Origin of the sequence: Winogradskyella sediminis, assembly GCF_003387355.1 — a bacterium.
Taxonomy (GTDB): Bacteria; Bacteroidota; Bacteroidia; order Flavobacteriales; family Flavobacteriaceae; genus Winogradskyella; species Winogradskyella sediminis.
The window spans coordinates 260864-285721 of sequence record NZ_QUNH01000002.1 but is presented as its reverse complement, the minus strand read 5'-3'; the positions used below and the strand labels follow the sequence as shown (position 1 = coordinate 285721).

Below are 24858 nucleotides of genomic sequence, written 5' to 3'. Positions count from 1 at the left end.
GCTGTTAGCGCTTTCTACTACGGTCTGTTTTACAACGTCTACAACGCGATAAATAGGTTACTGATATTTCATAAACACCATTGGTTCGGCCTATTTTTGAAGTATTCATATCATAAGATAAGCCAAATCTAAATGCTGTATATTCTAATCCTAAAAAACCATTTATGGATGTCAACATATGACTGTTGCTATCATTTTTAGCTGGATTAGTAGCTGCGGTTACACCAATAAGAAATTGATTTACCATAAATAAAGCACCTATATCTAATCGGTTATATTCTCCTTGCTGCATGTAATTGGCTGTCGTCATAATACTGTAATCATTCATAAAAGGAAATCTAAAATTACCATGTAGAGAATAGAATATATCTAAAGGCAATTCTTTACCATCTACAAATGAAATATTTGGTCGGTTGAGGTGTTTTGCCGAAACACCAAACCAATAGGCCAATCCATTAAATGCTTCCTTTTCAAAAACAAAACCTCCAGAAATATCACCAAAAAACACATTATCTGCCGTGTTACGCAAAGGATCCACAGAAACAGCATTTACAATACCTGAATTAATATTAATTTGATCAGCCAATGTAAGATTACTAAAACCAATATCTTTAAAACCGAGTCCAACTTCTAAAGCTGGTCTAAAATACCAACCACCATTAAGATTAACACGATGGGCATAATTGACATTAAGTTGGTAATAATTGTAATTATTAAAGGCTTCGTGTTGTCTTAAAAAATTGACTCCTACACCAAAACCTAGGCTTGGACCATAATCATAAGATTTATTGACATACGCATATTGTGTATCGACTCTTAAGTCTAGATTAGGCCATTGCGTTCTGCTTAATATTCCGGCTGCGATTCTATCACTATCTTCAAATCCCGAAAACCCAGGATTTATAGTTTCTTGTATGTAGTTAGATTGTGTAAAAATTGGATCTTGTGCTTGGGCTTTAAAACCTACTACAACTACGAGTATAATTATAAATCTTTTCAATGTCATTTCGGTTTTATCTGATAAATACAAAAGCTCCTTGTTTCTTAATGTCATGTCCATAGAAGGTCTTAGCAGTAAAAGTGTAATAGTAATTGCCATTTTCAGCTTCTTCATCTTTTACTTTTCCATCCCACCCTCTAATAGCATCTCCTTTTTCAGTATAAATTAAGCTTCCCCAAGTATCATAAATATGAATTTCCAAACTACTAAGTCCTATAAAAACAGGACCAAAGAAATCATTAATACCATCATTGTTTGGAGTAAAGGCATCTGGCATAATCAGTTTATAACCTTCTTCAATAAATAGGGTTATTATTTTTTCGTATACACAGCCAAAAGGATATGTCACCGTTTGTTTTACCTCGTAAATACCTGGAGTAAAATACGTATGAATAGGGTTTTCTTCACCCGAAAAACTACCATCGCCAAAATCCCATAATATGGCTTCATAATCTCCTGTAGCTTCATTTATAAATTCTATAGGATCTTGAATGGCGTATAAACCATAATTTAAATATCCAAAAGAAGTCGTGTCAAATCCTGCATCTCCTATAGATGTTAACTCTACATTATAGGTATATTCTGTTGTACATCCTAAACTATCAGTAACTTCTAAAATTACTAAACCATTTTCGTTGGTAGTCATAAATTCATTATGAGCACCACTCACAATTCCGCTAGACCATTGGTATTGAAAAGGAGGTACTCCTCCACTTGCCATAGCAATAAACGTATGCTCTATTGTTCTAGTGTCACAATTTACGAGTCGTTCTGTTTCAACATTTAAAACTAACGGTTCAAATCGGCTGACTTCCCAACTCCCTTCAATCTCGCAGCCATTAGCATCTGTAACCGTTGCGACGTATGTATTTGGAGGAATATCAATTAAATCTTCGGAGACTGCACCATTAGACCAAACCACATTAAATGGTGGTGTCCCTCCTTCTATAACCAAATTAATCGATCCACTATTAGGATCTTCGCATGCTAATGCATTGGTAATATTTGCAGATAATGCTAATGGAGCTACATTATGAATGGTAAAACTCTCTTGAATTACACACGGGACGCCATCTGTGATGGTCACAGTATAAGTACCTGGTGCTAAGTTATTGCGTTCAGTTCCTGCTGTTGCATCATCGTCCCACACTAATGTTACCGGATCAATGCCTCCCAGAAAATTGAGCATTATACTTGCATCATTTTCACCTGCACAGGACATTTGAGTCACCACAGGATCTATTAAAAAAACTGGAGGTTCATCGATTACCACCGGAAATTGACGTTCGCAGTTTTCAGCGTCTGTTATCGTAATGGTATATATTCCTCCTGAAAGGTTCGTCTGACTATTACCAGTACCCAAATTACTCCAGGCAATAGTATAAGGAGCCACACCACCAGAAATTGCATTAATCACAATCGATCCATCGTTATCTCCATAACACACCATTTGTGTCACAGTTACATCAATGTCTATTTGCTCATTTTCAAAAATCTCGACTTCCAGAATGTCGGTACAACCAGAATTATCGGTTACGGTAAGATTATAAACACCTGCAACTAATGCATTAATATTTTGGTTTGTACTCAAAAAACCATTTGGCCCAGACCAATTATATATATAATCTACTCTACCGCCAGTAACGTTTACGGTAATCGCTCCTGTGGCGTCACCATAACAAAGCACATCTGTTTTAAAATCTAAACTCACATCCAACATCTCTGGTTCTATAATACTAAAATTCATAGTTATAGGGTCACAATCATTGGCGTCTGTCACGGAAACCATATAATTTCCTGGTCCCAAATTAGATATATCTTCATCGGTAGAAAATGGAGTTCCCTCTAATGTCCAATTATAAACATATGGTGGTGTGCCTCCAGAAACATCAATGGCAATGTTACCATCATCTGCTCCAAAACACGAAATGGTATCGGGATCAAAATCAATAGTACTAAATACTAATTCATCGGGCTCTGTTATCGTTATCACTTCAGAATAAGGACAACCACCATCATCTTCAATATTTAAGGTATAATCACCCGCTTCTAGGTTAAAAATATTCTCGTCTGAACTCGTAAATCCGTTTGGGCCGATCCAACTTATATTATAAGCATTCCCAGTTGAAAAAGGAATACCACCAACAATTGAAATTTCTATTGAAGCTGTATTAACTTCATAACACGCATTCTGTTCTATATTTGAAGTTACAGAAATCGAAGGATTCACCGTTACTACGACATCAAAATCTAGACCTGCACAATTTCCTGAAATTGGAGTTACTGTATACGTTACAGTCGCCGAATTCGTTGTTGTATTTTCTAAAAATTGAGATACTGTTGCTATTGGTGTAGACTGTTCTGTTGCTCCTATTACACTTCCTGCAGGACTCACTACTGGTGTCGACCAAGTATACAATGTATTTAATGGCACAATATCTCCAGTGTTACTTGTATCAGGTAGAAATTCAAAGGTATTTCCACTACAAATCAATAAATCTGAATCATCTATAATAGGAGTTTCATTTACAATTATTTCTGCGGTATCCGAAATAATTTCAGTACATCCACCAGAGCTAAAAGTGATAATCGCATAATAATATGTTGTTCCTACAGCATTGACGTCAGGACTGTAGGTATCCGTAGTGGCACCAGCAATTACAGTGCCTGTAGCTGTATCATTTATTCCATTTTGATACCATTGGTAAGAAGCTGTTCCTGTGCCGTTTGTATATGCTACTGTTAATGGCAAAGTAGTTTGCCCTAAACACAATTCATTAGACACTGGTTGTGTACTAAACTGAGCTCCTGCGCTAACTTCAACCTCAGCAATTGCGCTTGTAACTTCACAACCAGAAACAACTTGAGTAATGATACTATAATAATAAAAGGTACCTACAGTATTTGATGGAGGTGTATATATACTTGAAGTTGCTCCAGCTATTGGTGTTCCTGAAGTTGTATTATTTATTGTGTTGACATACCATTGATACGATGTTGTGCCTAAACCACCAGAAACATTTAATTCTAAATCTTGAACGGTTGAATTCTGACATATACTTTGAAAATTTATAGGTTGCAAGGTTATTTCTGGATCATTAATCACTTCAATTTTTGCGACATCACTTGTAAGTGTTGAACAGCCATTGGAAACAAAAGTGACTTCTACATAATAATAAAAAATTCCAACCGTATTAAATACAGATGGTGTGTACGTTGAAGTTGTAGCACCTGGAATTATCGTTCCTCCTGAATTACTGTAAGTAGAATTACTAAACCACTGGTATAAAGCTGTTCCTGCTCCTCCCGAAACTTCAACAGATAATTCGTTAGCGCTTCCACCAACACAAATTGTTTGGGAAAAGAATGGTTGACTATCGATTTGCGGTGCACTACCAACTTCAATCTCTGCTGTATCTGATATAATTTCATTACAGCCACCAGATGAAAATGTAATTACAACATAATAATACGTTATACCCACAGTGTCTGTTGGTGGAGAAAACGTTGCAGATGTAGCTCCTGCAATAGCAGTTCCGGAAGTGATATTGTCTACTGTATTTTCAAACCATTGATATACCGGAGTGCCAGTTCCTTGATAGGCTACAGATAAATCATCTGTGATACCATTCTGACAAACTCCATTAGACAACGGTTGTAACGTAATTAAAGGTGAGGGTTCAACGATGATTTCAAAATCTATTGGAGTTCCTTCACAACCGTCAAGTTCTGGTGTAACCGTGTAGATTAAATTGATAGCTGAGGTCGTTGTATTAACTATAGTTTGTGCCGGAATACTATTTGACATACCGCTAGGTATATAACCTGTAAGTCCTGCTGGAGAATTAGACACCCAGCTAAATGTAGTGCTAGGATCGTCCGAGGTTAATACTATATTAGATGTTAAGGCACCTGAACACGTGGTTTGTAAAATATTGGTATTCGTAATTGTTGGAGAATCGTTGACGGAGAACGTTTGGGATTCTGTGGTGGTTCCACAGCCATTAGTAACGCTAAAAGTCACCGTATAATCGCCGACAGTAGAATAATTAATAACGCCAGGATCTAACTGATTTGATGTTGCAGGAGAACCTCCCGGAAACGACCAACTATAGGTTACTGTATCTGAAGCAGGCGCACACGTGTCTACTGTAGCTGTAGGATTAAAAGTTAAGGCACCACAAGCATCATCAATAGGATCTAAAGTTACTGTAGGCGGTTGTTTTACCTCAATAAATTGAGATGTAGATACCGCACCACATGAATTGGTGACCGTCATCACAACTTCATAAGTACCTGCTGTATTAAATTGTAATGATGGGTTTTCAGTATTTTCATCAGTACCATTTGTAAAGCTCCAAGATTCTGTTGTTCCACAAAAATCTGATGTATAAAGGACTTCCCATTGGTAAGTTTCTGAACCACAAGATTGCGAAAGATTTGTAGTATTTGTTATATCAATTTCAAAAGGAGTACAACCCGATACTTCACTTGCAGCAAAACTGGCCACCAACTCTGGTTCTATACAAATCGTTTTACTTATAGGAGTTGTAGATCCACAAAAATTTTCTTCACTTAGAGTTACAGTATATGTTCCTGGTAAAGTATAAATATGTGATGGGCTTGCTAAATCGGAAGTGGTACCATCACCAAAATCCCATAAGTGATTGGCTTGCTCTGTGCAATTGGGTCCATAGCCATTTTCTGTTAAATTCGTAAATTGAATTTCAGTATTAAGACAACCTGGTGAATCAAACTCAAAATCAACTTCAGGTAATGATAGCAAAGTAATAGGACCTGCTGTTGATATAGTTTCACCACAAGACGTTGCAATTATTAGCGTTATCATATAACCAGAACCTGGACAATTAGACTCCGTGTAAATATGATACAGCGGAAAGGGGCTAGCTGCAGCCGGATTAGCAGGATCGTAATCGGTAGATGCAGCGATTAGGTTAGCCTGCGTAAAAGTTTCTTGATATCCATCTCCATAATCTAAAAAATATGTGGTATCCTGAGGATTTTCTCCCCAATCTGCGATAGTAAATCCTAAATCTCCTACAGGTAAGCATAAATTGGTAGTATTTCCTGGATTCGATACATTACCCCCAGGATTACTAGAGTTTTTTACAAGATAGGTGTCATTAGTAATACAACCATTTGTACCATAACCAGTAATCACCATATCAAAAGAACCTAATACATTATATGTGTGAGTTAAAGGAAATGTTACATTGGTTTCTGTAACACCATCTCCCCAATCGATATCGTAAGAGGTAACACAACTGTCTGAAGGAGACACATTACCAACATCAACAGTATACGAAGGATCCACAGTATTATTTCCACAATTATCGAAGGGAAGAAATTGCGAATTAAGATCCTCAAAACTAAGATTAGGACGCTGCTTAACACTTATTGTTTTGGTAATTTCTTTAGTACAACCATTACTATCTGTAACGGTTAACGTCACCGTAAAATTTGAAAATCCACAACCAAAAGCATCATAACTATGTGAGGGATTGGCATCAGTAGAGCTACTCGCATCCCCAAATTCCCAGTCATAAGTAAAAGGCCCATCTCCTGTTACCGTAGATGAAAAACTAACAGGAGTACCAGAACACGCATCATTATTAAAAGTAAAATTAACGGTTGGTGGTGCAGCTACAGTTATAGTCGCAGTACCATTAGCAGTTGCTGTTGTATTAGAGCCATCGGTTACTGACATTAACTCATATACATAACTACCAATTGTATTTGTATTGACATTAATAGAAACTGAAGTATCACTCCCAGACGTTGAAATGGTTTGTTCCGCTCCTCCATTGATGGTATAAGCAAAAGTATATGGCGTAGAACCTGCAGCACCTGTAAAAGTGATTTCTGGCTGTGGACTTTCATTTCGACAAACAGTTGTTGTACCAGAAATACTGGCATTAGGTGCCAATCGCACTGATATCTCAGTTGTTTTTTCTAAAGGATTCTTCTTTGCAAGTACCCGACTAGTTATATTAACTGCACTAATAATTCCAAAAGTCAAACCGACAACTGCCAGAAGACCAAATTTAATTTTCCACATAAACACGTAATAGCTAATTACTTAAAGATTTTCAATGTAGTTAAAATCTTGTTAAGTCAATATTAAACTTTAACATTTTTCGACAAGACTATTGAAATCACTATGAATTACACTTTTTGTAAAATAATGACGCATCAATCAGCACATTACACCTGTCCAACCGACTAATTAAATATGATTTTTTACTGCTATAATTAAAAATGTTCTTTAGCTTATATTGTATTAGAAATAAACATAATCCACACAGTCTTTATTTTTCCAAATCCAAATGTTCCCAATTACTATTATTACTAAGTAATACGTTCGATTTTGCTCCGCTTTGGATGACTATTACAACTATAAAATCACAACAAAATATGTATTTTGTCGGATTTATTTGCGTTTTGTGGATGAAAATTGAAAAATTATTCTATATTAGCGCCATAATAATTTCATTCCAACCCAAATCTGATGAAAAATATTGCACTCATTTTTAATTTATTGCTCATGGTATTCTCCTCTAGTTTTGCACAACAGCTAAACCAGAGAGAAATTACTGATACACAATACAGTGCTGAATTAGATGGGGCTCAATTAGCTAACTATAATCACCAACCATCAATAATACATCGTAATAACACTACAAGCGTCCTACAGTCTACTATAGAAAACAGTACCAACGCACCATCTTCTCGTGATGTATTACACGTAAGTTTAGTTACGCCTAACACCGATAACAATCACAATTCAAATGATTTAAACACCATTAACCCTATAGTATATTGGGGAAATAACGGAGCTCAACTACGTGCAGCCGCTTATCCTATAACAACCGACTTAAGTGCTGATATTTCTTCGGAAATTAACACAACAGTTTCTTATATGCCTTTACAACGTATTTGGAAATTTGTTCGTGTGGATGACACAGTGCCAAATGTTCGACTTCAAATTCCACAACATATTATAAGAAACAATGGAGTACCTGGACATTATTATATGCTTATTTCCGATTCAGACACTTTTGATTCTCATGTCGATTTTAGAATTATGACTTTAAATGAGGCTCATAATTTAGAAACAGCATATCGTTTTAGTAGAACTTCATACATCACCTTTGGCTTTTCACCGCAAATCATTAAAGAACGCTCCATTTATTTTAATGGTGTAGACAGCTATATCGATGCAAAAAATACAACGGATTTAAATCCTAATGGCTTTACGCTTTCCGCTTGGATAAAACATAATGCTGAAGACAGTGGTACGATGTCTATACTTTCTAAAAGGGATGTGCCTTTTTCCAAAGGATTCGATTTAACATTGACGTCTGCACATAAGATTCAAATGACATGGAAAAACAATAGCAATCAATTGCTAACTTCATATACTTCCATACCAGAGCAGCAATGGCATCATATTGCTGTCACTTATAATGGTTCTACAGTCTCTATTTTTATTGATGGAGTATTAGATAGCACTGCCGAAAGAACGGCTCCTATAGAAACGGATGCCTCACTTTATATTGCTGCTGCAGGTAACGCAGTTCCTTCTCAACATTTTAAAGGTCATATCGATGAGGTTCGCATTTGGAACACTTGCCTAACTGAAAAACAATTGCGTTTTATGATGAATCAGGAAATAGCAAATGATTCAGGGCATGTTATTGGTAAAGAAACATCAAACATTTCCAAAAATGATATTCAGACTTTACTCTGGTCAGATTTAGCAGCTTATTATCCTATGCGCCATTTCACCTTTAAAAATACTATTGATGCTTCTAATCACCACCATAACGGTCGTCTTGTACGCAACCTCACCGTAGATAAAGAAACGGTTCCACTGCCTTACAGATCAAAAGAACATGGAGATTGGAACAATCAAACCACTTGGAAAAATGGAACCATGCAATATATTCCAGGTTCAGCTTCTATTGTCAATCCAAATACCACTATAGATTGGAATATTGTAAAAACCACGCACAATTTATCTATGGATAATTTGTTTTTACCAACTCAAAATAATCAAAATAGAACAGTCTTAGCCTTATTTGTTGAGGCCAATACATTACAGCTTACTGGCGAAAACTCCTCCTCTACCGGACAAGGTTTAACGGTTTCGCACTACTTAAAGCTTCAAGGAAAAATAGATTTGGAAGGAGAATCACAACTTATACAAACATTACAAAGTGATTTAGATGTTCTGCACAATGGCTATATAGAACGCGATCAACAAGGTACTGCTGACACATTTACCTACAATTATTGGTCTTCTCCAGTAAAACAGATCAATTCTGAAATGGAAAGTTTTAGAATTATGGATGTATTAAAAGATGGCACCTATTCTGACAATCCGGAAGCGATTAATTTTTCATCTTCTGGATATAACGGAGCTCCAACACATCCTATTACCATTGCTGATTATTGGATTTGGAAATACACCAACGCTTCTAATAATAGCTATTCTACATGGCAACATATTAGACGTACAGGTTCTATTTTACCTGGAGAAGGTTTTACTATGAAAGGACCTGGAACTGGTTCTGTTTCTACACCTCAGAACTACGTGTTTTCTGGTCAACCCAACAATGGTGATGTTAATATATCGGTACTTCCAGATAACGATTATTTAGTGGGCAACCCATACCCTTCTGCCATAGACGCATTACAATTTATTAAAGATAATGGACCAGATGTGGGTACAAACAGCCCTGCATTAATCAGTGGTACACTCTATTTTTGGAATCATTGGGCAGGCGGTTCTCACTCTATACAAGAATACGATGGTGGCTATGCTACATATAACTACTCTGGATCCGTAGCTGCAGCCTATAAAGGCAATAGTCTTCAGCTTTTAGAATCTGATGGTGAGCCCACTAAAGCACCAGGACGTTATATTCCTGTGGGTCAAGGATTTTTTGTAACAGGAAAGCATACAGGAACACTTCAATTTAACAATAGACAACGCGTCTTTAAAAAAGAGGGACAAGAATCTGTATACATGCGAAACTCTAACAGCACTAATAGCATGGCAACGGCATTAGAAGACCTTAGAATGAAATTTAGAATAGGTTTTAGTTCTGTAAATACAATTCGGCGTCAGCTATTATTAACTATAGATGAAAATGCAACGCCTGGAATCGATTGGGCTTATGATGGTGAAATGAATGAACAACAAATAGATGATATGTTTTGGGTTATTAATGAAGACCATTATATTATTCAGGCCAGTAATGAAACAGAAACCACAACACGCTATCCCATAGGAATTAAGACCAATACCAATGGCATCAATTCTATAATGATAGATGCTTTAGAAAACGTACCTAGTACTATTGATATCTATTTACATGATAACGAACTTGACATATATCATGATTTAAGAAATGGTAGTTACGATATTTTCTTACTAAGCGGAACGTATCTCAATCGCTTTGCCATAACATTTGGAATACAAGAAGATTTAAGTCTTGAAGACCACAACCTTATCGGTATTGATGTATTATACGCTAATAACATAGACAGCATTGTAGTCATCAACCCCAACCAACACCGAACAAACACCATGAAGGTATTTAATATGTTAGGCCAGTCTGTATCTACCATACCTAATATTAAAACCCAACGTTATACCGAATACCCGATACAAAATTTAAGTGCAGGTACTTATATCGTCACTTTACAAACCAATACAGGTACAGCAATAACAAAGAAAATTATAGTTGATTAGATTAATTGTTTTTAGTTAGTGATTAGAAAGTCTCAGTTTATAAAAAGCTGAGGCTTTCTTTATTTTAACAGGCTTAAGAGTTGATCAAAATTTACTGTTTGTTGCTCACCAGAAACCATATTTTTTAAGGTATACATTTCAGATTTTAATTCTTCTTCTCCCATAATAACTACAAACGGAATGTTACGACGGTTAGCGTAATTCATTTGTTTTTTTCGTTGCTTCCCAGAAACCGCAGCATCTGGAAACAATTCTGCTTTCACTTGGGCTTGCCTTAATTTGGTTACTGCATTTAAGCTAAACATAGCTTCATCTTGCCCAAAATTAATAAAGAGTACTTTAGTAGATTCTGTAATAGTAGATGGAAACAAATTTAATTCTTCTAGCACCAAATAAATACGATCGAGTCCGAAACTAATCCCAACTCCACTCATATCTTTAAGTCCGAAAATCCCAGTAAGATCGTCATAACGACCACCACCACCAATGGATCCCATTTTTACTCCATGTGGTGCTGACACTTCAAAAATAGCACCTGTATAATAATTTAGTCCTCTTGCTAAAGTCACATCGAGCTGTAGTATTGCTGTTTTTAATTCTAAGTTGGAAATGGCTGTATTTATAAATTCGAGTTCTTCAATACCTTTTAAACCAATTTCTGAAGCACTTAAAATAGATTTTAAACTTTCAATTTGCTCACCGAACTCGCCTTTTAACGTAAATAAAGGTTGAAGTTTAGTTATTCCATCTTCAGAAATACCTTTACCTCGCATTTCTTCTTTCACCTTATCTTCACCAATTTTATCTAACTTATCTAAAGCTACTGTAAAATCGATCAATTTATCTTGTGCGCCAATCACTTCTGCAATACCAGATAAGATTTTACGATTGTTAATTTTTATGGTAACACCTTCTAATTTTAATGCTGAAAACACCGCATCATATAATTGTACAAATTCTACTTCTTGAAACAAAGACTTAGAACCAACCACATCTGCATCACATTGATAGAACTCTCTAAAACGGCCTTTTTGCGGACGGTCTGCACGCCAAACTGGTTGAATTTGGTAACGTTTAAACGGGAATTCAATGTCATTTTGGTGTTGCACCACATATCGTGCAAAAGGCACTGTGAGATCGTAACGAAGGGCTTTTTCTGAAATATATGGACTTAAATATTTTGAATCAATAAATTCAGAATGTTTCTCAAAAATTTTCGTTGCCTCAATATATAATTCTTCTCTATTAAATTCAATAAACTTTAACAAATAGTCGCCTTTTGTTGAAACTTCTTTAAGAATAATATTTAAAAAATCATCATTTTTCTCTTCATTATTATCATATTTTTCCTCACCTAGTACTTCAATTACTATTTTTCCTATTTCGCTAGAAGCTATTTTTCTTATTTCATTAGTTGTAATATTTTTAAAATTTAATATTTCTTCGTCAGCAATATCATCTTTCATTTTTAATAAATACTCTTGATTCTTTTTCAAAACTGATAAAATCAATTTTATAATTGAATCTTTGTATTTACTTAGATAGTCTCCACTATTCAAAATCTTAAAAATCAAGCGATCTCCTTCGTCTCCGTATTTTCCCATTAAAGTATCAGAGTTTTCAAAACTTGGAGTTTCAATAGGTTGAAAGCCATAAATTTGAAATTGCTCTTTTATCGTTTCCATAATATAAGTACGCTTTGCAACGTCGCTAGCGTTAAAATCTCTGGTGCCTTTTGGGATACTCGGTTTTTGTGCCATATTAATCTCCCACAACATTGGGAGTCTCTTTAAGTGAAACTTTAGTTTTAATCTTAAGCATAGCTGAAACAACAATTGGTTTCAAGATATTTTTCTCTAAAAAACTCTTTAACTATCCTCTGTACGACGCTATTCTAAAAACCGTAAAGTTTAGAGAATAACATCACAAAAATATTATAATTTTTAGAGGTCTTACTAAGATAATTAGAATTTATAGTAACTTTATGCTACTTAAGTAGTCTTATACTTAGAATAACTCCATTAACGCGACAAAAAACTATGTTTTCATTAGCTAAAGAGACTATTAGAATTGCTTTCGACTCTATACGAAGTCAATTATTAAGAACCATTTTAACCGTTTTAATTATCGCTATTGGCATTATGGCTTTGGTGGGTATTTTAAGTGGTGTGTCTGCGTTAGAAAACACCATTACTGGGAATTTTTTATCTATGGGTTCTAATACTTTTAATTTTCAGCGTTATGAATTTACAGCACAACGTCAGAGCAGTAGAGAGCGTCAGAAAATAAATCCTGTAATTAGCTACAGAAATGTTAAGGAATTTGAAGAGAATTACACCTTTCCTTTTACCAAAGTAGCCGTTTCTTTTTTCGGAACGTCTACAGCCGAAGTAAAATATGAAAGTAAAAAAACAGATCCGGAAGTCGCTGTGATTGGTGCTAATGAATATTTTATTGAAAACTCTGGTTTAGAAATAGCTTACGGTCGCTCTATCAATGTATTTGATGCACAGAACGGTAACTCCGTCTGTGTCATAGGTAGCGATTTGCACAAAGCATTATTTGCGGATGATAATCCTATTGGTAAAACTGTTAGTGTTAGAGGTTCCAAATTTAAAGTGGTAGGAGTATTAAAAGAAAAGGGTTCAACGTTTGGGAATAATCAAGATTTAAGAGTGATCATGCCTTTAAAAAAAGCACGTTCTATTTTTACGAATGCCAATATTAATTACAACCTCAGTGTCAAAGTAGATAAAGGAGATATGCTCGATGCCGCAAAAGATGATGCGATAATAACATTTAGGAATATAAGAGGTCTCAATCCTATTGAAAAAAATGATTTTGGCATCACTGGTAGTGATGATTTGTTGAACCAAGTGGCTCAAAACACAGCAGCTCTGTATATTGCGGCTTGGATTATTAGTATTATTACAATTTTCGGATCTACAATTGCTTTAATGAATATTATGCTGGTTTCGGTAAGCGAACGCACTAGAGAAATCGGTGTAAGAAAAGCCCTTGGTGCTAAGAGTAAAACTATAGCATTTCAATTTTTTATGGAAACGATTATTATTGGTCAGCTTGGCGGTCTATTAGGAATCGCATTAGGTATTTTAATAGGTTTAGCCGTTGCTAATGGCTTTGACTTGGAATTTTCAACACCATGGGTCGCGATGATTTGGGCCACCAGTATTGCTTTTATTGTCGCTATAGTTTCGGGGTTATATCCTGCCACCAAGGCAGCGAGATTAGATCCTATTGAATCGTTACGCTATGAATAATTTTTGCCGCCTAACTTTATGTAGATGACAGTACTAAATCTTATTCATTTTAAGGTGCTTACCAACGTATCATAATGCTTGGTTAAAGCCAAACTCTCAACACTTAAGACTGACTTATGGTTAAAAAAATCATGTTGGCAATAACAGTGCGCATCTTATGGCTAGAACTTAGTTACCACTTCCTTTAATTAAATTAGCGAAGTAGTTAAATAATTCACCTTTAGTAATATTAGCGCCAGATTGAATCATTTTAAATATATCCAAATGCTTATCGTCAGAGTAGTCTTTTTTAGCATTAAAAAATTCAATCGCATCAGATAAGAGATTATTTCGCAACCACTCAAACCCTTCCTTAGTTGTAAAATCCACATCTTTAACATCTATTTTAATAGCAATTAAACGCATACTCTTTTCGTTACATTCAAAAAGGTGTATTTGTTGTGGTGAAATATGTTCTAAGTATTTGACTTTACTTAATACTCCAAACCAGACTAAATCACTGAACACATCGAGTTCTTGTTCTGCTGCTTCTGGTTTATTTTTTTTAATATCTTCCCACTCGTCAGCAGTAATAGACTGAGTTGCTAAAAAGTTGATGAATTCTTGGTGTAATTCTTCAAATTGTTCTTTTGTTAATCTTGAATATTTCATCGAAACTCTAAATTTCGTTTCCACAGAAGTGGAAATCTGTTTTTCTTCTCGCACGTGATACGAGAGATTATTTATTGTACTATCTATTTTTCACTTATATTTTGACGGTGTTCAACATCACAATCATAAATACTTAAATTAACCTTAATTATTAATCGCCTTAAACACTTCAAAAGGTCGATCGGTTGCCATAATATCTACCCCTTTCTCTTTCCATTGACGATAAAGAGCCTCACCTTTAGCTGCAGCGCTTTTATCCAAGTTTCCTAAGGTACCCAACATACACACAATATTATTATCGTGTAGTCTTTGGTACAATGACGACTCTGATAAACGTGTTCCTGTAAAAGCTAACATATTTTCCGTAGGAATCTTGGCGTTTAATAAACGTTCAAATTCTTCATTATTACGCGCTGAAACAGACAGTAATAATTCTGGAGCCAATTGATACGCTGAACTTGCCTGCTGCGCATTATAAGTAATAATTATACTATTATCTTCTGCATTCGCTGATTTAATAGCATCGATAACCACTTCTTGACCTACCGTTTTTTTGATATCAACGGTAAGGATTACATTGTTTTTAACACACCAAGCTAACACATCTGAGAACAATGGTATTTTAAATGTAGTTTCATTACCGTGATCATCTACCAAATTAAATTGCTTTATTTCGTTATAAGTAAGATCATCTACTTTTCCGGTACCAGTAGTTGTTCTATCAATTGTTTTATCGTGTAGTAATACCAATTGTCCATCTTTAGTTTGTGCCACATCCACTTCATAGACTGCTAATATACTATCGTTTACATATTTTAAAGTTTCTAAACTATTTTCAGGATAATTTTTTAATCCTTTACCACCACGGTGCACACTGATATTAGGGTAATTAGAATTAGACGCTTTAAAAATTGAAATAAGTTTAGAAGGCTTTATCTCAGAACTTGTAACTGTTTCTGTAGATTGCTTGCAACTAATGAAGGTGCAAAAAGTAAAAATTAATAGAAAATATTTCATGTTAATATTGGTTATATGCTAGCTCAACTAAAGTTCTGATAGGATTCTAAAAAAAAATTATAAAAAAACCGCTTAGAAAACTAAACGGCTTTTAAAATTTGTAATAAAAAGATTATGCGTCAGCGATAACTTCGAAAGTTAAATCTACAGTTACCGATCTGTGTAATCTAATTGCAGCTTCGTACTGACCTAAACGCTTAATGTTACCACCATTGATAGAAATAAATTTCTTTTCAACATCGTGACCTGCGTTTTTCAATGCAGCGGCTAAATCTATTGTGGTGATAGAACCAAATAATTTATCTCCAGCAGTTGCACCAGTTCCAGCTTTAGCTGTAATTTTAATATCTAAACCTCTTAAAGCTTCAGCCGTTTTTTCAGCATCAGCAATAATCGTTTTTTCTTTGTAAGCTCTTTGCTTTAAAGTTTCAGCTAATACTTTCTTAGCAGAAGCAGTAGCCATAATAGCTTGTCCTTGAGGAATTAAAAAGTTTCTACCATAACCGTTCTTAACAGATACAATATCGTCTTTAAATCCTAAATTTTCAACGTCTTGTTTTAATATAAGTTCCATTGTTATGATATTTTATTTTAATAAATCAGCAACGTATGGCATAAGTGCTAAATGTCTAGCTCTTTTTACAGCCACAGATACTTTTCTTTGATATTTTAAAGACGTTCCTGTTAAACGTCTTGGTAGTAATTTACCTTGCTCGTTTACAAAACCTAATAACCAGTCTGCATCTTTATAATCTACATACTTAATTCCAGATTTCTTAAAACGACAATACTTCTTAGTTTTAGAAGTTTCTATGTTAAGAGGAGTAAGATATCTAATCTCACCGTCTTTTTTTCCTTTTGCTTGTTGTTCTATTGATGACATAATTACGCTTTTGCTTTTGCTTTAACTTTCATTTTTTCTCTTCTTCTCTCAGCCCATGAAATAGCATGTTTATCTAATTTCACAGTTAAGTAACGCATAAAACGCTCGTCACGTCTAAATTCAACCTCTAAAGGCTCAATAACTTCACCAGATACCTGGTATTCAAATAAGTGATAAAAACCACTTTTTTTGTTTTGAATTGGGTAAGCTAACTTTTTTAGTCCCCAATCTTCTTTTGATACCATCTTAGCTCCTTTAGAAACGAGGAAATCCTCATATTTCTTTACTGTCTCCTTTATCTGATCTTCAGATAAAACGGGATTTAAGATGAAAACAGTTTCATAATGATTCATAATAAATAATTTTGTTTATTGTTAAAACGGCTGCAAAAATACAACTAATTTCTATATTTGACAACGTTTTAAGCCTAAATAATCAAAGGAAATTACCCAATAAAATTAATGTTAAATTCTACGGTTTGTCGGTATTATTTGTTTTTTAACCGAAATTATCGTACTATTGTCGATATCTTAACCTAAAATTAATAATGTTATGACTTTAAACTGTGTAGTTGTTGATGATTCTGCGATTCAGCGCCTCTCTATAGTAAAGTTAATTGAGAATCATTCCTCACTTAACCTTATTGCAGAGTACAGTAGCGCGTTAGAAACAAAAAACGGTCTTAATACCCATAAAGTTGATCTTATCTTCTTAGATATAGAGATGCCTGTATTAAACGGTTTTGAGTTGCTAGATGTGCTCAACAACAAACCCCAAATTATTTTTGTTACCGGCAAAACTGAGTATGCTTTTAAAGCATTTAATTATGATGCCACTGATTATCTTCAGAAACCAATTACCAAAGAACGTTTTAATACGGCCGTAGAAAAAGCCATTGAACAACATAAATTAAAACTTGATTTTAACGAAACTGATGGTGAGCATATCTTTGTAAAAAGTAACCTAAAAAAACGTAAAGTTTACATAAAGGATATTAAATGGATTGAAGCCCTTGGAGATTATGTTAAAGTAGTCACAGAAGAAAACAGCTTAGTTGTATTATCTACAATGAAAGCTTTTGAAAGTGAGCTGCCCGAAGGTAAGTTCTTAAGAATCCACAAATCTTATATTGTAAATCTCGATAAGATTGACCGCTTTAACAGTAAAAATGTTGAAGTTGGCGCCTATGAGATTCCATTGAGTCGAAATAAAAAGACCCAATTAGTAGATGCTTTAAATAATATGTAGAATCATTACATTAACATTCAAAACATTACATTATACATTATAAAGAATCCCAAGTACTTAAAGGCTTGGGATTTTTTAGTTAAATAAGTGAAAGACTTAATGAGGCTTAATAATTATCGACATTAATAACTACTCTCACAGGTCTAAAATCTTTAATAGCATTAAAACTATTATCTATTTTTTGAATGGCTTCTTTTGTTTTTACCAACGATTGTTTTTGAGGAATCTTTACCAACACATTTTTATGGTACAAATTTCTAATACGAGATACTGGTGGAAACTCAGGTCCTAAAACATTGGCTTTAAAAAGTTGCCTTAATGATTTAGCATACCAATCTGCAGCTAAATTAACACGGTTGTAATCTTTGTGCTTAAACGTAATTTTAATTAATCGGTAAATCGGTGGATACTTATAATTATAGCGTTCATTCATTTGCTCGGCATACATCTCTTTATATGAATTGGTAGACACTTGTTGCAAAATATTATGATGCGGATTATAGGTTTGAATTAATACTTTTCCACGTAAATCTGTTCGTCCTGCTCTACCAGACACTTGAGCCATTAATTGATAACTACGTTCATGGGCTCTAAAGTCTGGAAAATTCAATAAATTATCGGCATTCATAATGCCAACTAATTTTACAAACCTAAAGTCGAGACCTTTTGTAAGCATCTGTGTTCCTACTAAAATATCTATTTCACGTTGTTCAAAACTGTTGATTATTTTATCGAAACCGTATTTACCTCGTGTAGTATCTAAATCCATTCGTGCTACTTTCTTTTCAGGAAATAACACCTTAACCTCTTCTTCTATTTGTTCAGTACCAAAACCTTTAGTATCTAATGTAGCATTTCCGCAGGCCTGACAACTTTTTTGCATTGCAGAGTTATAACCACAATAGTGACAACGCAACTGATCTCTGTATTGGTGATAAGTTAAACTAACGTCGCAATTGGGACATTGAGGAGAAGTGCCGCAAGTGGTACACTCAATAATGGGAGAAAACCCACGACGATTTTGAAATAATATAATTTGAAACCCTTCTTCTAAAGTTTCTGTCATCTCTTCAATTAATCGATCGCTAAAATGCCCTTTCATGCGTTTCCGCTTGTACTTATCGGCTAAATCGACCAATTCAATATCTGGCATTAACACATTATTGTAACGTGTATTTAATTCCACCAATCCATATTTTCCCTGGCTGGCATTAAAATAACTCTCTAAACTTGGAGTTGCAGATCCTAATAGTGTTTTGGCCTGAAACATATGCGCCAAAACAATGGCAGCATCTCTGGCATGATATCGTGGTGCCGGATCGAATTGTTTATAGGAAGACTCATGCTCCTCATCTACAATGATTAACCCTAGGTTTTTAAAAGGTAATAACAAGGACGAACGTGCGCCGATAATAACTTGCGCTTTTTCAGTGTTTAGCAACATATTTTGCCACACTTCTACCCTTTCATTCCCTGAGTATCTAGAGTGAAACACAGCAACTTTATCACCAAAATAATCCTGAAGTCTATTTACCAATTGTGTTGTTAGAGCAATTTCGGGTAACAAATAGAGCACCTGTTTCCCTGTATTTAGTTGATTTTGAATGAGCTGTACATAGATCTCAGTTTTTCCGGAAGAGGTTACACCATGCAGTAAAGCAACCGATTTGTCTTTAAAAACGGCTTCAATTTGTTGATAAGCCTCTTGTTGTGCGTCACTTAAATGTTTTGCATCTGCATCTCCTTCACCATCAAACTGCACCCTATCTACCTGAATATGATATTCCTCTAAAATGGCCTTATCAATTAAGGTTTTTATTATTGAAGTTGATGCACCACTTCGTTCCGCAAGATCCGAAACTTTTATAGGCTGTTTTAAAGAGGCTTCCATGGTAAACAAAGTGAGTACCACTTCGCGTTGTTTAGGCGCTCTACTTAATTCTTTTAATAACGCTTGTAGTTTTTCTTGCGATTTATGATTGTGATGTAACTTAACATAACGCACCAATTTTGGAGTATACTTTTCGTATAGTTCTTCTTGTAAATTTAAAACGCCCTTCTTTACCAAACCATTTATAATAGGTAGTACACGTTTTCTATCTAAGATAGACACTACATCGTTAATCTTTAAAGATGATTGATGCTGTAACGCTTCATAAATTAAATATTCCTCATCTTTTAATTCGGAAGTTTCAATCGTGTTTTTTTCATTTCTAGAAATAATTGTTTCACTTTCTAATAGAAATGCGTTTGGCATTGCTGCTCGCATTACTTCTCCCAAACTACACATATAATACGTTGCAATCCAATCCCAATGTTTTAATTGATTTGGAGTGATAACTGGTGTATCATCTAAAATTTGATGAATAGTTTTGGCTTCATAAGCCGTGGGAGGATTTTTATGAATACTATAAACCAAAGCCGTATATACCTTGCTTTTACCAAAAGGTACAGCCACACGCATTCCTGGTGCCAGAAATTTAGATTCGGCTTCAGTGATATGATAAGTAAACGCTTTTTGAAGCGGAATTGGCAGTATGACGTCTATAAAATGTAACATTATTTTACGCGTTTCCAATATTGTGTTCTGTAAAAAAATGCGAGGTATCCTCTAACCTGAAGCGTATCTGTGTCCTCTTCTAATTTAAGACGGCAACGATAGGTTTTACCATTTTCTGGATTTAAAATTGTACCACCTTCATATACGTCATTATTTCGCTTTAAACCTTCTATAAAGACTAATCCTACTATAGGCTGATCCTTGTGTGGACCACTACAATCGTTACACGTTCTAAATTCTACTTCAGGATTAAAAACAGCTATAATTTTACCATAAATTTCACCATCTTCTTCATAGATTTCTACAATAGATTTAGCATCACCTGTATTGTCGTCTATGGTTTTCCACTGGCCTAAAATGTCCTGAGCTGAGAGGTTAAAAAACACCATAAACAAAATAATAAATGCTAAAGTGTCTTTACTCATATTTGGTTTTATTAGAAGTTTATACCTCAAATGTAATGGGTTTAATTTAAAAAACCATCTCGATTTGAGATGGTTTTTTAAAACTTAAACCCGAAATAGCTGTTTTTTTACTGTAGAAATTGTCTACTTAAACTAGTTATCCTCCTATTTTTAACAACTTACGCAGAGTTGCTGTATCTTTCTTTGTTTTAACTTTTACTGCACGACTTTCAGTATTGGACCTTAGCTTTTTTTCAATTTCTTGTGTAGAAGTATTTGTTTCTAAAGTTCTCCTTCGTGCCGTGTCATTATCATCCTTTACAGTTTGTGATGGTTCCGTTTTGGCAGCGTTTGCGACAGTACCACCTGCTTTTCTATCAGCTAATGCACGTAGTTTAGCCACTTCTTGATCATAATAGCCCATGTAAATTTTATTGTAAATCCCAACAGCTTCAGTATATTTTTCTTGTTCTTCATATATCCAAGCTAGCAATAACAGTTCATGTCTGGTGTGCTTTACACTTTCTTTATAAGGGTTAACCTCTAAACTTTTATTTAGATCAGCTTCAGCTTCTTTAATATTTCCTAAATTAAACTGAAACTGAGCCCTCATATAATAAGATATTGCGTTTGGTTTTAAAGCCACCATTTGATTATACCTTTCTAATTCGGATTTTTTAGTATTTTCTCTCGTAATGAGTTTTGTACTTCTTCTTTGATCATCGATATGTTTAAAATAGACATCGCAGGTATAAATTAATTCATAGGACATCGCAACGAGTAAATCTCTACGCGCTATTTGACCTTTTTGAAATTTCTTTCTAACATCGGGTTCATCAATTTGCGCATCAATTTTATCTGCATATTTAGGCAGAACTTTCCGTAAACATGCTTTTAATGTGTTTTCTGTTATGGATCGCTTTAGACTTTCAGATTCTAAACACGCACAAACATCAGTTCTATAACCGTTTTTATAGCTTTGTGCGCTAACAGCATAAAAACCTAGCAAAGCAACCATATATAACACCTTTCGTTTCATATCCTCATTATTTATATAGTAGTTTAATTACCTTCCTCTTCGTCCTCTTCAGTACCAACGAAATAGGTTTTTACAGCCATCATGCAAAACTTTAGTGCGTTTTTTGTTCTATTTAAATTGAAAGTGGCTTTTGCTTGTCTCATAAAAGGCGCGTCACTAATATCTTCGGCAATATCTGGTACCTCTTGCCAAAGACTATCTACATCTCTTTCTGCGCGCTCCATTAATTCATCTTCAATTTCGACAGGGACTTCAACTTCTGCCTTAATTAAACTATCGTAAACAAATACCTTGTGATACAATTCAAAAGAATGATTAACAAAATTATCTACACTTGCTATTTTCGATTTTCGCTTTGGTTTTTTTATACGCTTTTCTTGAGTCCAACCCTGTATTGGAGATAAGAAAAGCAACATCATACTTATTAAAAGGACTTGTGGCAATCGGTTGGCTGTTTTCATAAAAGATGATTTTAAAATAATTTCTATGCTTACTTAATCGTAATTAATAGTACCATCCATAGTTAAAATGGTAGCAGTATCTACATTAATTACTGTAGTATTATCAAAAACAACCACTTTTGCCACCTTATCGACACTAAAACCTGTACCACAATCTGTATTATCTGCAGCACTAGTTGCTGGTGTAGAACAGACATAACTAAATTCTTCTCCATTTTTTAAAATTGTCATAGAAATTGCCTTCTGTACATCTGCACTACCAGTTGTACTAAACTCAGCAGCTACAATAACAAAGCCGTTTAGAAGATCACTAATATTGGGCTCTCCATTTACAAAACTGGTATTTTCATCTGAGAGCACCACTGAACTTGAAGTCCCTGTGTTATCTAAAGCATCGGCATCAATATTTCCAACAGATAGTGTATTTCCTAAAGAAGACGTGTCCGATCCTGATAACTGAATAGTGCCATACACCGTAGTACCTTCTGAACTGTCGTCATTGCTAGAACAACTCACTATTAATAATGCAATAAAAGCGATTGTTAAAGTGTGGAGTATTGTTTTCATAAGCTTTTTAATTTTTTTGATTTTAGAAATGATATTGTGTATTTAAAGAAACTGATTATTCTCTATTAAAACCACAACCGATCTATAATCGTTGACTTTGAACCTATTAACGTAGAATCCGTTGCTTGTTTTTAACAATAAATCACTACTTTTAACCTGCTATTAACTGAATTTGTAAATGAAAAACCTCCTCTTTTTCTGTTTCGCTGTCATGTCGATGTGTTCTTTTTCTCAAAATAAAATGCTCGATTCCTTAGCGCATGTTATTCAGAATTATAAAACACAAGACACCAATTATGTTAATTTGAGAATCAAGTATACAGCCAGAAAAATGTTCTTAACTCCTGCAGATACCACATGGCCTGGATATGTTACCAAAACATTAGAAATTTCTAAAAAGCTAAACTACCCAAAAGGCATTGCGATATCTTATAACAATCTAGGTATTATAAATCACTACTTTTTATCTGACCCTTTAGAGGGATTACATTACTACCAAAAAAGTTATGATGTTTTTGAAAAAGCACAAATCTATAAGCGTTATGAAGTTGGTGTACTTACCAATATTGGACTTATAAATTACGAACAACAAAACTATGACAAAGCCTTACAAAGTTTTAAAACCTTATTAAAAAACCCTGAAAATAAAAGCAAATTCAGCACTCAATTTTATATTGGTAATGTTTATGGTGATCAAAAGCAGCTCGACTCCGCATTGCACTATTATACGGAAGCACTTAAAGGAGCGGAACAAAATAATCATTTCATTTTCCTCGCTAATATTAAAACTAATTTAAGTATTGTTCAAGCCAATGTTGGATTACTAAAAGATGCCTTAGCGAGCACTAAAGAAAGTCTAAACCTTATAGAAAAACACAATATCGAAGGACTCCGTGTCACTGCTTACACAAATGCAGCTGAAGTTTATTTACAAAATAAGGACATTGAAAAAGCAGAATATTATGCCCTTAATAGTTTAAAATTACATGAAGCCTTAAATAGTTTGGCTACAAAAAATGCGGCTTTAGAAACTTTAGCACATGTGTATCTTGAAAAAAGAGATTACAAAAACGCCTTTAACACCTACAAAAAACATATTGTTTTAAGAGATAGTCTTATAAATGCCGATCGTAAGCTCGAAATATCTCGAAAAGAAATTCAGTACGAAGCCGATAAACATAAAGCAATTTCTGAAATAGAAATTGAACGTCAAAAATCTATTAAAAACGCTTCGATTATAGGTGGCTCTGGACTTCTTATAGCCACTTTAATTGGATTTGTATTATACAGAAGAAAGCAAGAAGCCGTATCAAAATCTAAAGAAGCAGAGTTTAATGCTAAGGTTTCGGATACAGAATTAAAAGCGCTACGTTCGCAAATGAATCCGCATTTTATTTTTAATTCTTTAAACTCTATAGGAGATTATATTCTAAAAAACGATACGCAATCGGCAAGTAACTACTTAAGTAAATTTGCAAAACTGATGCGACTTACATTAGAAAATTCTGAAAAAAAAGAAATTCTTTTAAGTGATGATATAGCACTACTGAAGACCTATATGGATATTGAGCGCAAACGTTTTAATGATAAATTTGAATATACAATTGAGGTCGCTAAAGATCTCGATGCAGACAACATCTTAGTTCCACCAATGATACTTCAGCCGTTTATTGAAAACAGTATAATACATGGTTTATCTCAAAAGGATACTCCAGGTCTTCTCAAAATTTCATTTAAAATGGAAAATAACATGCTCATTTGTAGCGTAGATGATAATGGTATTGGTCGAAAAAAATCGATTTCAAATAACACTAATGATGACAATAAATCAATGGGAATGGCGATTACCAAAAATAGAATTGAAATTATAAATAAACTAAAAAACACTAATGGTAGAGTAGCTATTACAGATAAATCTGAAGGTACCAGAATAGATGTTTCACTTCCTATACAATTTGCGTTTTAA

The 24858-nt window shown here is 34.4% G+C and carries 17 protein-coding genes; 4 read left to right on the top strand and 13 right to left on the bottom strand.

Features of this window, described 5'->3' with window-relative positions:
- Positions 1 to 4: 4 nt before the first annotated feature.
- Both C8N41_RS08580 and C8N41_RS08575 read right to left on the bottom strand, forming a co-directional pair.
- A complete protein-coding gene (locus C8N41_RS08580; RefSeq protein WP_115839529.1) occupies positions 5 to 1006 on the bottom strand; it encodes a PorP/SprF family type IX secretion system membrane protein in 1002 nt (333 codons plus the stop codon).
- Between the two features lie 7 nt (positions 1007 to 1013).
- A complete protein-coding gene (locus C8N41_RS08575) occupies positions 1014 to 7079 on the bottom strand; it encodes a PKD domain-containing protein (RefSeq protein ID WP_115838965.1) in 6066 nt (2021 codons plus the stop codon).
- A gap of 450 nt (positions 7080 to 7529) precedes the next feature.
- Here C8N41_RS08575 and C8N41_RS08570 point away from each other — a divergent pair, with 450 nt between their 5' ends.
- The gene (locus C8N41_RS08570) at positions 7530 to 10781 is read left to right on the top strand and encodes a LamG-like jellyroll fold domain-containing protein (RefSeq protein WP_115838964.1); all 3252 of its coding nucleotides are present in this window, start codon (positions 7530 to 7532) and stop codon (positions 10779 to 10781) included.
- Between the two features lie 59 nt (positions 10782 to 10840).
- Here C8N41_RS08570 and hisS read toward each other — a convergent pair whose 3' ends face one another.
- A complete protein-coding gene (gene hisS / locus C8N41_RS08565) occupies positions 10841 to 12541 on the bottom strand; it encodes a histidine--tRNA ligase (protein WP_115838963.1) in 1701 nt (566 codons plus the stop codon).
- 279 nt (positions 12542 to 12820) lie between these two features.
- On the opposite strand from hisS, the gene C8N41_RS08560 reads away from it, so the two are divergent.
- Positions 12821 to 14062: an ABC transporter permease gene (locus C8N41_RS08560; protein WP_115838962.1), complete on the top strand. Its 1242-nt coding sequence runs from the start codon at positions 12821 to 12823 to the stop codon at positions 14060 to 14062.
- A 168-nt stretch (positions 14063 to 14230) separates the two neighbouring features.
- On the opposite strand, the gene C8N41_RS08555 is transcribed toward C8N41_RS08560, so the two are convergent.
- The 5 genes from C8N41_RS08555 to rpsF form a co-directional block, all read right to left on the bottom strand.
- Complete coding sequence (locus C8N41_RS08555; protein WP_092443848.1) at positions 14231 to 14713, bottom strand: DUF6495 family protein; 483 nt, start codon at positions 14711 to 14713, stop codon at positions 14231 to 14233.
- 144 nt (positions 14714 to 14857) lie between these two features.
- On the bottom strand, positions 14858 to 15730 hold the full coding sequence (locus tag C8N41_RS08550) for a glycerophosphodiester phosphodiesterase family protein (RefSeq protein ID WP_115838961.1): 873 nt from the start codon (positions 15728 to 15730) through the stop codon (positions 14858 to 14860).
- Between the two features lie 112 nt (positions 15731 to 15842).
- Positions 15843 to 16304 carry a 50S ribosomal protein L9 gene (rplI, locus tag C8N41_RS08545; protein WP_115838960.1) on the bottom strand — a complete coding sequence of 154 codons (462 nt, stop codon included), beginning with the start codon at positions 16302 to 16304 and terminating at the stop codon, positions 15843 to 15845.
- 12 nt (positions 16305 to 16316) lie between these two features.
- Positions 16317 to 16616, bottom strand: a complete 300-nt coding sequence (gene rpsR, locus C8N41_RS08540) for a 30S ribosomal protein S18 (protein ID WP_172837628.1) — start codon at positions 16614 to 16616, stop codon at positions 16317 to 16319.
- The gene (gene rpsF / locus C8N41_RS08535) at positions 16616 to 16966 is read right to left on the bottom strand and encodes a 30S ribosomal protein S6 (RefSeq protein WP_092443854.1); all 351 of its coding nucleotides are present in this window, start codon (positions 16964 to 16966) and stop codon (positions 16616 to 16618) included. The genes rpsR and rpsF overlap by 1 nt, the downstream gene beginning before the upstream one ends.
- A gap of 199 nt (positions 16967 to 17165) precedes the next feature.
- On the opposite strand from rpsF, the gene C8N41_RS08530 reads away from it, so the two are divergent.
- A complete protein-coding gene (locus C8N41_RS08530) occupies positions 17166 to 17861 on the top strand; it encodes a LytR/AlgR family response regulator transcription factor (protein ID WP_092443855.1) in 696 nt (231 codons plus the stop codon).
- Between the two features lie 106 nt (positions 17862 to 17967).
- Here C8N41_RS08530 and priA read toward each other — a convergent pair whose 3' ends face one another.
- The 5 genes from priA to C8N41_RS08505 form a co-directional block, all read right to left on the bottom strand.
- Entirely contained in the window at positions 17968 to 20421 is a 2454-nt protein-coding gene (gene priA, locus C8N41_RS08525) for a replication restart helicase PriA (protein ID WP_092443857.1), read from the bottom strand.
- Entirely contained in the window at positions 20421 to 20846 is a 426-nt protein-coding gene (locus tag C8N41_RS08520; RefSeq protein ID WP_115838959.1) for a DUF2147 domain-containing protein, read from the bottom strand. Before C8N41_RS08520 ends, priA begins: the two co-directional genes overlap by 1 nt.
- A 136-nt stretch (positions 20847 to 20982) precedes the next feature.
- Complete coding sequence (locus tag C8N41_RS08515; protein ID WP_115838958.1) at positions 20983 to 21864, bottom strand: tetratricopeptide repeat protein; 882 nt, start codon at positions 21862 to 21864, stop codon at positions 20983 to 20985.
- Positions 21865 to 21887: 23 nt separating this feature from the next.
- Complete coding sequence (locus C8N41_RS08510) at positions 21888 to 22325, bottom strand: hypothetical protein (protein ID WP_092443863.1); 438 nt, start codon at positions 22323 to 22325, stop codon at positions 21888 to 21890.
- Between the two features lie 33 nt (positions 22326 to 22358).
- A complete protein-coding gene (locus tag C8N41_RS08505) occupies positions 22359 to 22892 on the bottom strand; it encodes a hypothetical protein (RefSeq protein ID WP_115838957.1) in 534 nt (177 codons plus the stop codon).
- A 178-nt stretch (positions 22893 to 23070) separates the two neighbouring features.
- Here C8N41_RS08505 and C8N41_RS08500 point away from each other — a divergent pair, with 178 nt between their 5' ends.
- Entirely contained in the window at positions 23071 to 24858 is a 1788-nt protein-coding gene (locus C8N41_RS08500; RefSeq protein ID WP_115838956.1) for a tetratricopeptide repeat-containing sensor histidine kinase, read from the top strand.

Bases quoted from the DNA above. Each gene is read 5' to 3' on its own strand.
- C8N41_RS08555 (WP_092443848.1), bottom strand. From the start codon at position 14,713: ATGAAATATTCAAGATTAACAAAAGAACAATTTGAAGAATTACACCAA.
- rpsF (WP_092443854.1), bottom strand. From the start codon at position 16,966: ATGAATCATTATGAAACTGTTTTCATCTTAAATCCCGTTTTATCTGAA.
- hisS (WP_115838963.1), bottom strand. From the start codon at position 12,541: ATGGCACAAAAACCGAGTATCCCAAAAGGCACCAGAGATTTTAACGCT.
- C8N41_RS08560 (WP_115838962.1), top strand. From the start codon at position 12,821: ATGTTTTCATTAGCTAAAGAGACTATTAGAATTGCTTTCGACTCTATA.
- C8N41_RS08575 (WP_115838965.1), bottom strand. From the start codon at position 7,079: ATGTGGAAAATTAAATTTGGTCTTCTGGCAGTTGTCGGTTTGACTTTT.
- C8N41_RS08530 (WP_092443855.1), top strand. From the start codon at position 17,166: ATGACTTTAAACTGTGTAGTTGTTGATGATTCTGCGATTCAGCGCCTC.
- priA (WP_092443857.1), bottom strand. From the start codon at position 20,421: ATGTTACATTTTATAGACGTCATACTGCCAATTCCGCTTCAAAAAGCG.
- C8N41_RS08510 (WP_092443863.1), bottom strand. From the start codon at position 22,325: ATGAAAACAGCCAACCGATTGCCACAAGTCCTTTTAATAAGTATGATG.
- C8N41_RS08570 (WP_115838964.1), top strand. From the start codon at position 7,530: ATGAAAAATATTGCACTCATTTTTAATTTATTGCTCATGGTATTCTCC.
- C8N41_RS08515 (WP_115838958.1), bottom strand. From the start codon at position 21,864: ATGAAACGAAAGGTGTTATATATGGTTGCTTTGCTAGGTTTTTATGCT.
- C8N41_RS08500 (WP_115838956.1), top strand. From the start codon at position 23,071: ATGAAAAACCTCCTCTTTTTCTGTTTCGCTGTCATGTCGATGTGTTCT.
- C8N41_RS08520 (WP_115838959.1), bottom strand. From the start codon at position 20,846: ATGAGTAAAGACACTTTAGCATTTATTATTTTGTTTATGGTGTTTTTT.
- C8N41_RS08550 (WP_115838961.1), bottom strand. From the start codon at position 15,730: ATGAAATATTTTCTATTAATTTTTACTTTTTGCACCTTCATTAGTTGC.
- C8N41_RS08580 (WP_115839529.1), bottom strand. From the start codon at position 1,006: ATGACATTGAAAAGATTTATAATTATACTCGTAGTTGTAGTAGGTTTT.
- C8N41_RS08505 (WP_115838957.1), bottom strand. From the start codon at position 22,892: ATGAAAACAATACTCCACACTTTAACAATCGCTTTTATTGCATTATTA.
- rplI (WP_115838960.1), bottom strand. From the start codon at position 16,304: ATGGAACTTATATTAAAACAAGACGTTGAAAATTTAGGATTTAAAGAC.